The 12,619-nt window shown below is 64.3% G+C and carries 9 protein-coding genes; 4 read left to right on the top strand and 5 right to left on the bottom strand.

Annotated features, from left to right (window positions below; genetic code table 11):
- On the bottom strand, positions 1-1,426 hold a 1,426-nt coding region (locus B7449_RS06215), incomplete at its 3' end, for a diguanylate cyclase domain-containing protein (RefSeq protein ID WP_244465747.1).
- Positions 1,423-2,013 carry a Crp/Fnr family transcriptional regulator gene (locus B7449_RS06210; protein WP_264996595.1) on the bottom strand — a complete coding sequence of 197 codons (591 nt, stop codon included), beginning with the start codon at positions 2,011-2,013 and terminating at the stop codon, positions 1,423-1,425. The genes B7449_RS06210 and B7449_RS06215, both read right to left, overlap by 4 nt.
- Before the next feature lie 276 nt (positions 2,014-2,289).
- Here B7449_RS06210 and B7449_RS06205 point away from each other — a divergent pair, with 276 nt between their 5' ends.
- Complete coding sequence (locus tag B7449_RS06205; protein ID WP_048883484.1) at positions 2,290-2,568, top strand: hypothetical protein; 279 nt, start codon at positions 2,290-2,292, stop codon at positions 2,566-2,568.
- A gap of 336 nt (positions 2,569-2,904) precedes the next feature.
- On the opposite strand, the gene B7449_RS06200 is transcribed toward B7449_RS06205, so the two are convergent.
- Together B7449_RS06200 and nagA are read right to left on the bottom strand one after the other, a co-directional pair.
- Positions 2,905-4,239 (bottom strand): ATP-dependent DNA helicase, encoded by a 1,335-nt coding sequence (locus B7449_RS06200; RefSeq protein ID WP_039735876.1) that lies wholly within the window; start codon positions 4,237-4,239, stop codon positions 2,905-2,907.
- Positions 4,240-4,357: 118 nt separating this feature from the next.
- On the bottom strand, positions 4,358-5,464 hold the full coding sequence (nagA, locus tag B7449_RS06195) for an N-acetylglucosamine-6-phosphate deacetylase (RefSeq protein WP_039735839.1): 1,107 nt from the start codon (positions 5,462-5,464) through the stop codon (positions 4,358-4,360).
- A gap of 100 nt (positions 5,465-5,564) precedes the next feature.
- Here nagA and B7449_RS19695 point away from each other — a divergent pair, with 100 nt between their 5' ends.
- Positions 5,565-5,762, top strand: a complete 198-nt coding sequence (locus tag B7449_RS19695; protein ID WP_039735838.1) for a hypothetical protein — start codon at positions 5,565-5,567, stop codon at positions 5,760-5,762.
- Between the two features lie 82 nt (positions 5,763-5,844).
- On the opposite strand, the gene B7449_RS06190 is transcribed toward B7449_RS19695, so the two are convergent.
- Positions 5,845-8,418, bottom strand: coding sequence for an EAL domain-containing protein (locus B7449_RS06190; protein ID WP_048883482.1), 2,574 nt, complete (start codon positions 8,416-8,418; stop codon positions 5,845-5,847).
- A gap of 267 nt (positions 8,419-8,685) precedes the next feature.
- Here B7449_RS06190 and B7449_RS06185 point away from each other — a divergent pair, with 267 nt between their 5' ends.
- Together B7449_RS06185 and B7449_RS06180 are read left to right on the top strand one after the other, a co-directional pair.
- Positions 8,686-11,415, top strand: a complete 2,730-nt coding sequence (locus tag B7449_RS06185; RefSeq protein ID WP_235721177.1) for an HWE histidine kinase domain-containing protein — start codon at positions 8,686-8,688, stop codon at positions 11,413-11,415.
- Between the two features lie 52 nt (positions 11,416-11,467).
- Positions 11,468-12,595 carry a PQQ-dependent sugar dehydrogenase gene (locus B7449_RS06180; RefSeq protein ID WP_039735836.1) on the top strand — a complete coding sequence of 376 codons (1,128 nt, stop codon included), beginning with the start codon at positions 11,468-11,470 and terminating at the stop codon, positions 12,593-12,595.
- Positions 12,596-12,619 lie beyond the last annotated feature (24 nt).

The following is a 12,619-nucleotide window of genomic DNA, read 5'->3' as shown; positions in this document are numbered from 1 at the left end:
GGTCCTGCGCCACCTGGTTCTTTTCAAGGTTGGCGAAGCGGAAGATGCCGCGCCCGTCTTCCTTCGCCTGCCGCATGGCGGTATCGGCATGGCTGAGCAGCGATTCACTGTCCGGCCCGTTGGCGGGGAACGTGCTTATGCCGATGGAACACGAAATGGACAGCGTGTTCTGGCCGATCTGAAGCGGACGACCGATGGTTTCCAGAAGCGTGTGGGCGATTTCCTCGATCCGCTTGCCTTCGCAGTCGGGCACCACCACCACGAATTCATCCCCGCCCGAGCGGCTGATAACATAATCATCCCTGGCGATGGAGCGGATGCGGCCTGCGATTTCTACCAGGAACTGGTCCGCATAGACATGGCCCAGCGCGTCGTTGATGTCGCGGAAACGGTCGATGTCCAGCATGAAGATCGCCAGCGTCCGGTTGCCCGGCTGGGCAATGATGTCCTCCATCACCCGGTGCAGCGCGCCGCGGTTCAGCAGGCCGGTCAGGGAATCATAGCGGGCAAGCTGGGTCAGGTGCGTCTTGGTGGCGTGCTGTTCCAGCGCCAGCGCGCAGAACGGCAGGCACGATCCGACCAGACGCTGCGGCCATGCGCCAAGCTGGTTGGGTTCGCGCAGGTACAGCGCGAAAATGCCCGTCACCCGCCCGTCGCCCGCCAGCACCGGGGCGGCATAGCACGACTGCAGCCCCAGCGAGCGGCACATGGACTGGTAATTGTCCCATACCAGACGACCGGTATAGGACGGGTTGGCCATAAGCTTTTCAACATCGGACGGCGACGGCACGGTGGTTTCCAGCGCGTTGCGGATGCGCGGCGGCAGGGCGGAGGTGCAGATCACCCGCCACGGCTGCGCGTCATCCAGCACCAGCAGGGCAGCGACGGAATTGGGGACGAAGGCCTCGACCTTGCGGCAGATCAGTTCCCCGATATCCTGTATCAGCATGTCGCTGGCCAGCGCCTGCAGCACGTCGTTCTGCAGGATCAGGATCTTGCGGCGCTGGCTTTCCTCCGTGACGTTTTTCATCACGCCCATGTAATAGGTCAGCTTCCGGCCATCCTTGTCGATCTGCACCTTCGACAGGGACAGTTCGCCGCAGATGTATTCGCCATCCGCACGCGTGAATTCCACTTCGCGCGACGTGCCGACAATGCGGTTATGGCCACTTTCCCGGTTGCGGTCGATGTAGCGGTCATGTTCATGGCGCAGGCGCATCGGCACCAGGCAGTCCACGTTGCGGCCCATGACATTGGCGCGCGGGATGCCCCACAGGGATTCCGCAGCCTGGTTATAGAATATGATCTCGTTATCCTGGCCGATGATGACCGTGGCGTCGATCGCCTGCTCCAGCGCGGGCAGCAGGATTTCGGTGGTGAGTGCTGTGATCTCGGGCATCTGCGTGCTGTCTTTCTTCGCTGTCATTCGGAATGGGCCACGATCGCGCGCAGGCGGTCAGGGTCGAGAATGTGTATGGCGCGCCGTTCGCGGGAGATGAGCTTTTCCCGGTGAAAGGCGCTGAGCAGACGGCTGACCGTCTCGGTTGTCAGGCCAAGGAAATCAGCTATGTCGGCGCGGGAAATACCGGGATCGACCGGCCACAGTTCGCCCCTTCCCATCCGGGTTCCCTGCCCGATCAGGAAGGCGGCCAGCCGTTCACGCGCCGTCTGGCGTCCCAGCATGAGCAGCCGGTTGTGAAACCCCACCAGAAGCTGCCGCGTCGTGCGCAGGGAGGCCGCGCACGCACCGGGCGATGTTTCATGCAGGTGCCGGAGGTAGGGCGCGGGCACGCACGCCACGCGCAGCGTGCGCATGGCTTCGGCGCTATAGTCATAATGGGTGCAGGGATAGGCAGGCAGCACGTCGCCCTTGTGGGCGAACCCGATGATCTGTCGCCGCCCGTCCGGCAGGGACTTGAACAGGCGCGCCCCCCCGCTCACCACATGGAAGTGCATGCTGGCGGGGGTATCTTCCGTCATGAATTCCTGCCGGTCGCCAAAACTGCGTTCCATTGCGGCTGAAGGATTATGAGGCTGCGTTAAAGACATCTTTATCTTTTTCTGTTCCCAACAGGACTGCGACAGTCGTGATTAATGACATAATTTTGCCATAAGTTAATTTGTAAAATACATGCAGAATAAACATCTGGAATTGTTTAGTTTTTCGCACATCTTATATTTTCATGTAATTGTCGAACGACTGCCGCAGCCTGTTCTGTAAGTATTCCGCCATGCGCGGCCCGATGGCGGGCATGGCGGATGTGATGCGTCCCGACCGCTGGGGTCATCATGAACGACATGGCACGGTTGCATGAATATGCGGTCCGTCCGGCTGCCGCCATGATCTGGATCACGTCTGGCCCGGGCATGGTCCCCGCCGCCGCGCAGGTCGGGCGGAATACCCGGTTTACCGCGATCCGTCAGGGGTGGATCGCGCTGCTCTTCTCCCTCTGCGCCGCCGGGGCATGTCGCCCTGAATGCTGCGGCGCCAGTTCGGTTGCCTCGCCTGTCACGACCGGGATGAAGGCCCCCGTCGCGTGCTGCATGCCCTGCCCCCGTTGTCAGTAACGGCGGAGCGGGGCGGCCTGCCTACACCCGCGTGGACAGTGTAAACGGCCGGTCTGGTCAAGTAATCACCCGGGCTGCATGACAACAGTACGGGCGTGTTCTTTCTTTCGTCACCTGTTATCCATCGTCCCCCTGCCGCACAATATGGCAAGGGGTGGATGGCATATGTTTCATGCCGTAAGCATGAGCCATGACCATTGCGCAAACAGTTTAATATTTCATGAAAATGTCTTGAAATGTGGAAATAAAATGTGTGAAAAATACATCTGAAAATAATTTTATCATGTAACGGAAATATTTTTTTAAATAATCCCCCCGGGGGTAATGTACCGCCCGTCAGGCCCCGCCTTGCCCCGTGTTCCGGTGCGCGGGCAGGCCCGTCAGGATCATGGCGGTGGACGGGCGTGTGGCCGCCACATACAGCAGCTGCTGCGTTTCCAGCACGTTCGTCGCGGCCCGGCGTGTAATATCGCCAATATCGACAAATACGCGGCCAAACGTGCTGCCCTGCGCGGTGTGCACGGTCATGGCATACACGGCCTGCAGCCGCCCGATCCCCCGGCGGAACACGAAACGGTGCTGCCAGCGCGCGCGTTCCTCCGCCGCTTCGCGCCGCAGGCGGCGTTCGATGGCCGCCATGTCCGCACCGGGACGCAGGATGGGCACGGGCACTTCCTCGCCCGCCAGTGTCCGTAGCACAACATCATGCACCGGCAGTTCGGTGGTCCAGCCCGCAACCCTGGACGTGGCAGGAAAGGCATGGCGCAGGATGGTGGGACGGATGTCGATCACCTCCGCCTCCTCATTGGTGGCGACGACAACGCGGCGCCCTTCCACATCCATCACCGGGGCGCGGGCGATCACGCGCTCGCCCGCGACAAAGGGGGTGGGTGTTTCTCCCCCATGCACCCAGCGCCGTACCATGCGGTTGACCGCATCCACCCGCGCATTGGTCCAGCACAGGTACCGGAAAGCGTCGCTGTCAGTGCGGAATTCATCGGATGTGAAGGCGCGCTGCATCCATGCATCGGGCGTGCGGGGCATGAACAGGCCAGCGCCGTCATGGTGATTGGCGCGACACCATGACCAGTCCAGCGGACCGCCCTGACTTTCGCGTATGGCGGTCGCGGCAGCGACCAGCGGGTTGCCCGCTGCCTGCCGCACCACCGTTTCCAGATGCGAGGCCGAGCGGATGGCGAATGACGGGCTGATCGCCTCCCCCACCGGCGGCAGCTGCGCCGGGTCCCCCACGAACAGCACGAACCGGTCGGGCACCAGTTCACGCACCCAGCGCATCAGTTCCGATCCCACCATGGAACATTCGTCAATGATGATGACATCGGCAGTGATCGGTTCGGGCCGGTCGGCGCGCTGCAGCACCTCGCGCCCGCCATCCTGCGTGCCGGGTTGCAGCGACAGGACGTTATGGATGGTGCGGCACGGCGCAAGGCTGCCCACCCGCGCCTTCAGCACGGCGGTCGCCTTGTGGGTCGCGGCGGTAAAGACCACCTCGGCCCCCTGTTTGCGCAGGGCGCGGGCGACACGCTGCATGAGCGTGGTCTTGCCCGTCCCGGCATAGCCGGTCAGCAGGTGCGTGGCGCAGGTTTCGCGCGCGGTCAGGGTTTCCGCCAGCGCGCGTTCCTGGCATGTCGTCAGCTCCAGGCGCGCCATGGACCGGAACACAGGAAACGGGTGGACACCATGGGGCTGGAAACATTCCTTCCTTCATACGCGAACGCACGCAGTATTAGGCGCGCTGGCGCGACAGGGCCAGCGGAAATGCCCCGGCCTATGCGCAGCGGCGACCGGCCACCCAGACTTCCTGCACCGTCAGGTCCGGTCCCATCACCACCATGTCCGCACGGCGCCCATGCATGATTGCGCCGCGGTCATTCAGCCCCAGCCAGCTGGCGGCATGGGTACTGACCAGCGCCGCCGCCTGCGGCAGGGACGCCCCCGCCTGTATGGCGTTGCGCAGCGCCTGGTCCAGCGTCAGCACGCTGCCCGCCAGCGTCCCGTCCGGCAGGCGCGCCACCCCGTCCTGCACCATTACGGCCTGTCCCCCCAGCGAACTGGGGCCGTCGCCGCCGCCGGTGGCGCGCATGGCGTCGGTCACGAACACCAGCCGCCGCCCCATGACCCGGTGCGCAAGGCGGAACAGGGCGGGATGGACGTGGTGGGTATCGAAAATCATCTCGGCATAGGCATCGTCGCTGCACATCAGCGCCGTGGCGGGACCGGGTGCGCGCGCCATGACAGGCGGCATGGCGTTGAACATGTGCGTGCCACCCGCAACCCCGCCGCCGCCACATATGCGGCAGATGGCGCGGTCAGCCTGTTCATAATCCGCCTGCGTATGGCCAATGCTGACCCGTATGCCCGCATTGACGAACTGCTGGATGGCGGTATCGGCATGTTCCACTTCCGGCGCCAGCGTCACCAGCTTCACGGCGCCGGTCCTGATTACCGCGCTGACCCGCGCGGGCACGGGCGGCAGGGCGTGCGCGGGCTGCGCGCCAAGGCGGTGGGGGCTGATGAACGGCCCTTCCAGATGCGCGCCGGGAATGCTGGGGCCGCCATAGGTGCCATTGCGCATGACATCGGCCACGGCGTGCAGCGCATCGGTTATGTCCGACCATGGCGCGGTGATGGTGGTCGGCAGCAGGGTCGTGGTGCCCTGCGCCATATGGAACATGGACATATGGCGGATCGCGACCACGCCATCCATGGTATCGGCCCCGCCGCCGCCATGGACGTGGGCATCGATGAATCCCGGCAGGATATAACGGTCGGGCACGTTATGCGACAGCGGCCGCACGTCGGTAATTGAGGTATCGAACACGACACGACCCGGCATGACCCGGTCTGACAGGACGATATGGCCATCAATATTCACGGTGCTGCTTTCCCTATTCCCTCAGATGGACGCTGTCTGTGCGTGTTACCGCGTTGCGGCAGCGGACGCCATAACCTGACGGGCATATGCCGGCCATTGCATGCCGGCAGCCCGCGCGGCAGGCCCGGCGGGCGGGAGCGCCGGAACAACATGGCCCGCATCCGGACCGGGAATGGGCGAAACGGCCCGCCGCATGGGCAGGGATTATGGCAGCAGCCCCGCGATCCCCGCCGGGCACCCGTTTCTGGTGGCCTGCGCACGGGACACCGGCCATATCATGGTGTCAAAAGCGCGGTGAAGCAGCGCCTTTATGAAAAAAGACGGTATCCGGAAATTTTTTCCTTTCCATCAGCATCTGAACGGATGATCCCGGGAACGACTCAGGCCCCCTTTCCCTTGCCGGTCACCAGTCCGTCGGGCTGATAGGCGGAAAACCATGCCGCCAGTTCTTCCGCCGGCAGCGGCTTGGAGAACATGTACCCCTGCAGCACGTCGCAATCCATGTCCGCCAGCAGGCGGCGCTGTTCTTCATGTTCCACGCCTTCGGCCACCACGGTCATGCCCAGACTCTGGCCAATGCGGACCACGGCCATGACCACGGCGCGAACCTTTTCAATGCTTTCCAGCCCGGTCATGAAGCTGCGGTCGATCTTCACCTCATTCACCGGCAGGCCCGCAAGGTTGGACAGGCTGGAGAACCCGGTGCCGAAATCATCCATCGACATGCCGACCCCCATCTCGCGCAGTTTCTGCGCCACGCGGATGGTGCGTTCGTAATTATCGATCATGGTGCTTTCGGTAATCTCGATTGTCAGGCGCTGTGGCGGAATCCCGGTTTCATTCAGCAGCCTGTCAACGAATTCCGGCAGCGTTTCATCACGGAAATGCAGCGGCGACAGGTTGACCGACACCACCGGCACGTCCACCCCGTCGCGCATCCACTGCGCCATCTGCATGCATGCCGCGCGCAGGGACCATTTGCCGATCGCCTCGATCTGGCCGGTTTCCTCCGCCACGGTAATGAAGCGCGCGGGGGACACGAAGCCAAGCGACGGGTCGATCCAGCGCGACAGCGCCTCCACCCCATACAGCTGGCCGCTGCGGGCATGGACCTGCGGCTGATAGAACAGGCGCAGCCGGTCATGGGCGATGGCGTCGCGCAGGGCGGCGGCAAGGATCAGCCGGTCGCTGGCCTGCTGGTTCATGCGCGGGCTGAAGAAGCAGCAGTGGCCACCGCCATTCGCCTTGGCCTGGAACATGGCGGTTTCCGCGTTTTTCAGCAGGGTATCCCCGTCCTCGCCATTTTCGGGGTGGACGGCCACACCCAGGCTTGCGGACAGGCTGACCGGCACGGCGCCGATATGGGTGGGCGTGCCGAGCACCCGCAGGATCGTGGCGCTGAGGGAGGATGCATGCTGCTGTTCGCCATTGGTGACAATGGTGAACTGGTCCCCCCCGCTGCGCACCAGCGTGTCGTCAATGGTCAGCACCTCGCGCAGCTGGCCTGCGATATAGGCAATCAGTTCATCCCCTGCCGTATGGCCGAACACATCATTGATATGCTTGAAGTTGTCCACGCCCACGGTCAGCAGCATAAGGTTGCCGCGCACATGACGGCGCAGCATGCGGGCCATGTTCTGGCGCAGCCAGCGACGGTTGGGCAGGCTGGTCAGCAGGTCGAAATCCGACAGGCGGTTGATATGTTCCTTCGCCTCGTGCCGTTCAATGGCCAGCGTGCACAGGTGCAGGCTGGTGGCCACCGCCTTCTGGCACGCGGCATCGGGCAGGGTGTCAGTGCGGGAATAGCAGGTGAATACCCCCGCTATGCGGTTGTTGCGCAGGATGATGGGGGTGGCGCGCGCGGCCTTGATGCCGTTATGCAGCGTCTGTTCACGCAGGTGCTGCCAGCGCGGGTCGTGGGCGATGTCGGGGCATTCGGTCACGTTGCCGGTGGCCGCTGCAATGCCGGAACAGGCCGCGCCATCGCCAATGGGCAGCGTGTCATACAGCTTGACCAGCGACAGCGGAAGGCTGGCGCGGCCCTTGCATTTCAGGTGTTCATCCTTTTCCACCAGGTAGATGGCGGGCATGACATCGGGAATGTAGTGTTCGATGCGACGGCATATGAAGTCCATGACCTCATGCAGGTTCAGGTCGCTTGAAATCGCCTCCAGCGTGTCGCGCTGCAGGCTGTCAAGGAAATGCTGTTCGGTAATGTCGGTCAGGACGACGACAATGTTCTCCACCTCGCCACTTTCGCTGAAGACGGGGTTCATCGCCGCCGACACCCATATATCGCGGCCGCTGGCGTGGCGGGCGCGGATTTCCAGCGTGAAGCCACGGGCGTTGCGCGCACCTTCATGCAGCTTGTTCAGGATGCCGATATCCGTCGTGTCCCCCGCCAGGATGACCGACAGGCCATGGCCCGTTACCCGTTCGGGGCCGAAGCCGAACATGTCGCTGAAGGCGCGGTTGACGTAAATGATGCGGAATTCGGGGTCCAGGATGGCAACGCCCCGGTCGGTTTCGCGCACCACCAGCGACAGCAGGCGGATCTTCTCCCGGTCATCCACTTCTTGAGAGATGTCGCGGATCAGCGCCATGTAACCGATCTTGCCGTCCACCGCGATGCGCGACAGCGACAGGTTGGCCCAGAAACTGGTGCCATCCAGCCGTTCGACCAGCACCTCGCGGCTGGTGCCGACGATCTTGTTGATCCCGGTTTCGCGGTTGTGGCGGATCAGGTCGTCATGGGTGGAGCGGATGTTGCGCGGCACAAGCACGTTGACATTGCGCCCGATCACATCCTGGCGTGCGCAGTGCCACAGCCTTTCCGCCGCGCGGTTGAAAAAGGTTATGGTGTTGTTTTCATCAATCAGGACAACACCAAGAATGGTCTGTTCCAGTGCAGGAAGGACGGTTACCTGCATGTCATCTATCATGTCGCGGGGCATCGGGCTGCTTGTCTCCTGCTGACTGAAAACGAACGGGATGGGGGTGAACGGCGGCACCGGTTCCAGACATTTCCGGGCCGTTGCAATAGGCGACAGCCAGCATGATGTTTCATGCACCCGAAGGGGTTAAGAAAAGGTATATGGAAGTATATATAAAATATTGTATTATACATTCATGTATTCACGCATGACGCAGGCAGGTTGCGGCCGGGGACGAACGGACATGGCGCGGCGTTACATCACAATGAGGTGTGTACGGCGGGCCTGTTGCGTCCGCCACCGGGGCGGTATGCTGGCGCACCCGTTACACCGCCCCGGTGGTGGGGCGGGCACGGCGATGGAACAACCCCGGCCCGGCGGCACGCGCCACCACATGGCCATGGCAGGAACGTGCATGGGACCGATACCGGCATATCACATAATGATGATGGCAGGGATGGCCCACCGCCCCGCCTGCCCGCATGGCGCGGCATGCCCCGTGCCGCGGGGGCGGGTGGCATGACGTGGGCCACCGACCATATCCAGCCCCATGGCTGGCTGCTGGCGTGCGACGCGCGGCTGGAACGGATCGTGCGCTGGTCCGCCAACGCCCCGCGCTGCGTAGGGCGCGACGGGATGCTGGACGGCCTGCTGCTGCGTGAGGTGGTAGGGCGGGAGGCCACCCACAACATCCGCAACGCCCTCGCCACCCATGGCGAGGCCCACCGCCGCCCCGCGCTGGTGTTCGGTCAGGAAGCGCCCGATGGCAGGCGCTATGACGTGGCCATCCATACCGCGGGACGCGACATCCTGCTGGAATGGGAACCTGCGGCCCGGTCCGATGGCGACGGGTCGTACATGTCGCTGCTGCGCACCATGATCGACCGGATCCGTGAGATCACGGATTTCGACCGCCTGTTCCGCACCGTGGTCCGGCTGTTTGCCGGGGTGCTGCGTTTCGACCGGGTGATGCTCTACCGCTTTGCCGAGGACGGGTCCGGAAAGGTCGCGGCGGAATACCATGCCCCCGACCTTGAAAGTTTCCTTGGCCAGCACTTTCCTGCCAGCGACATCCCCGATCCCGCGCGCAGGCTGTACAGCACCAACCTGATCCGCGTGATCGGGGATGCGGCCGCAACACCCATTCCCGTCATCTCGCCCGCCGGCATGCCGCCGCCCGACCTGTCGCATGCGCACCTGCGGGCTGCGACATCCATCCATTCCGGTTACCTGCGTACTATGGGCGTGGCGGGGTGCGTGTCCGTCTCACTCATGGTGGACGGACGGCTGTGGGGCATGATCGCGGGGCACCATTACAGCCCCCACATCATGAACATGAGCCAGCGGATCGTCGCGCGCATGTTTGGCGAATTCCTGTCGCTGCAGATCACCAACCTGCTGCGCACCAAGCGGCTGTCCATGACGCGGCAGACCCATACGCTGATCGAAACGCTGCTGAAGGGCGCGGCCCCGGTGGCGGACATGCCGGCGTACCTCATGTCGCACCTGACGGACATGCTGTCCTTCGTGCAGTGCGACGGGGCGGCGCTGTGGGTGGGCGGGCAGTGGACCCTGCATGGCGCGCATCCGCCGCCCGAAGCCATGACCGGGCTGCTGGACCTTGCCCGCCAGCGCGCGGGCACGCAGATCTGGCACACCGCCTGCCTGTCGGCGCTGATCGCGGATGCGGCGGATTACGCGACGCAGGCGGCGGGCGTGATGATCGTCCCGATTTCATCGCAGCCGGGCGACTACCTGCTGGTATTCCGGCGCGAAGTCGTGCGCACCCTGAAATGGAGCGCCGACCCCGCCAGCCGCCCCCGTGCGGAAGCCGAGGACGGGTATTTCGGCCCCCGCACCAGCTTCGCCATCTGGACCCAGCAGGTCACGCGCGAATGCCTGCCATGGTCGGGCGATGACGTGGAGGCGGCGGGACTTGTCCGTTCCGCCCTGATCGAGGTCATGGGCGCGTACCACCAGTTGCAGCTGAGCGAACGCGCCACGGCCGACCTGCGCCAGCGCATGCTGAACGAGGAACTGAACCACCGCGTGAAGAACATCCTGTCGGTGGTGCAGTCACTGGTCAGTCAGCCGCTGGAACCCGGCGGCACGGCGCAGGACCACGTCGACCGGCTGCGCGGGCGCATACGCGCGCTGGCGCTGGCGCATGACCAGGCGGTGCGCAGCGAAGGCGGCGGCCTGCTGCGCGCGCTGCTGGATGCGGAACTTGCCCCCTATCGGGAACGTTGTTTCATCACATGCGACGGGCCGCCTGTCTGGCTGACGGGCCGCGCCCTGTCGGTTCTGGCGCTGGTGGTGCATGAACTGGCCACCAATGCCGTCAAATATGGTGCGCTGGGCCACGCCCGCGGGCGGCTGGACATTACGTGGCAGCATGACGCCGCGCGGGATGAATGGCGCATTGCATGGCGCGAAAGCGGGGTGCCGGGCATTACGCCACCCGCGCGCCGGGGCTTCGGCTCCGTCCTGATCGAGCGTGGATTCCCGCACGAACTGGGGGGACACGCACATGTCAACTACCATCCAGGCGGACTGGAGGTGATCATGGGCCTGCCCGCCCGCCATGCCACCGCCGCCCCGCCACCCGTGGCGGAGGACACCACCCCCGCCGTCGCCACCCCGGTCTCCGGAAAGGAGGAGAACGTGATTGACGCCGATATCCTGCTGGTCGAGGACCAGTTCCTGATTGCGATGGAAGCCGAATGGGCGATCGAGGAAAGCAATCTGGGACAGGTCCGCACCGTGGCTTCGGTATATGAGGCACTGACCGCCATCCGCACCCGCCTGCCTGACGTCGCGATACTGGATGTCAACCTTGGGGATGAAAGCTCGATCGAGATCGCGCACATGCTGCGCGCGCGGGGCGTGCCGTTCATTTTCGCCACCGGCTATGCCGACCGCACCATGATCCCGCCCGACCTGCGTGACATCCCGGTGGAGCGCAAGCCGTATTCCGCCACCGCACTGGCCGAACGCATCCGCCAGCTTGTCTCGTGACCGCGCGGCCTCCCCTTCCCGCCATGCCATCTGTCGTGACAGGAGTGCCCGCATGCCCCGCATTTCCGTAATCCTGATGGGGGTGGCCAGCGCCGCGGCCCTGCTGTCCGCCACAACTGCACGGGCGGCGCCACGCACCGACCTGCTGCAGGTGCCGCCGGGGTTCCATGTCAGCGTGGTGTCCGACCATGTGCCCAACGCGCGCGAAATGGTGCGTGGCGCACGGGGCACCATATTCGTGGGCAGCATGGGGGCGGGCAGCGTCTATGCCCTGACCGGCGTTGACGGCGGTGGCCCGGTGCAGGTGCGGACCATTGCCCGTGGCCTGAGCCTGCCCGTGGGCGTGGCCTACCATGATGGCGACCTGTATGTGTCCGACATGCGGCGCATTGTCGTGCTGCGCGCGATAGAGGACCATCTGGACGCCCCGCCCAGGCCGGAAGTCGTGGCCGATAACCTGCCCTACCGCCCCGGTGACCATTCGTGGAAGTTCATTGCGTTCGGGCCGGACAACCGCCTGTATGTACCCATTGGCGCACCATGCAACGTATGCGACGTGGGACATGAATTCGGGCGCATCATATCCATGAACGCCAATGGCACGGACCGCCGCGATGTGGCGTACGGCATCCGCAACTCGGTCGGCCTCACGTGGCAGCCGGGCACGGGGGTGATGTGGTTTACCGATAACGGACGCGACAACATGGGTGATGACGTGCCGTCCGATGAACTGAACCGGGTGGACGTGCCGGGGCAGTCCTTTGGCTATCCCTACTGCCATCAGGGCGACATCGCGGACCCGCAGTTCGGCAACCGGCACCCGTGCAGCGAATTCACCCCGCCCGCCCTGCTGCTGGGTGCGCATGTCGCGGCACTGGGGCTGCGGTTTTATGAAGGCACCGAATTCCCCGCCCCCTATCACGGCAGCCTGATGATTGCCGAACACGGGTCATGGAACCGCAGCCAGCTTTCGGGGCACCAGGTGGTCAGTGTCGGTTTCGCCGCAGATAACAGGCCGCAGCCCCCCGCCGTGCTGGTAAGCGGGTTCCGCCAGGGCCAGCGCGCATGGGGCCGCCCGGCCGATGTCCTGCCCCTGCCGGATGGCAGCATGCTGATCAGCGATGACCTGTCCGGCGCCATTTACCGCCTGACATACGGTGACGCCGCGCCCACGCACTGACCCCGATTTTTCCCTTTCCGTTCC

This window comes from Komagataeibacter intermedius TF2 (assembly GCF_000964425.1).
Lineage (GTDB): Bacteria > Pseudomonadota > Alphaproteobacteria > Acetobacterales > Acetobacteraceae > Komagataeibacter > Komagataeibacter intermedius.
The sequence above is the reverse complement of the archived record's forward strand: the minus strand, read 5'-3'. Positions and strand labels throughout refer to the sequence as shown.

What these genes read in the sequence shown, in the direction of transcription:
- B7449_RS06190 (WP_048883482.1), bottom strand. Translation starts at nt 8,418, where the DNA reads ATGCCCCGCGACATGATAGATGACATGCAGGTAACCGTCCTTCCTGCA.
- B7449_RS19695 (WP_039735838.1), top strand. Translation starts at nt 5,565, where the DNA reads ATGCCGGCAGCCCGCGCGGCAGGCCCGGCGGGCGGGAGCGCCGGAACA.
- B7449_RS06210 (WP_264996595.1), bottom strand. Translation starts at nt 2,013, where the DNA reads ATGGAACGCAGTTTTGGCGACCGGCAGGAATTCATGACGGAAGATACC.
- B7449_RS06200 (WP_039735876.1), bottom strand. Translation starts at nt 4,239, where the DNA reads ATGGCGCGCCTGGAGCTGACGACATGCCAGGAACGCGCGCTGGCGGAA.
- B7449_RS06205 (WP_048883484.1), top strand. Translation starts at nt 2,290, where the DNA reads ATGAACGACATGGCACGGTTGCATGAATATGCGGTCCGTCCGGCTGCC.
- B7449_RS06180 (WP_039735836.1), top strand. Translation starts at nt 11,468, where the DNA reads ATGCCCCGCATTTCCGTAATCCTGATGGGGGTGGCCAGCGCCGCGGCC.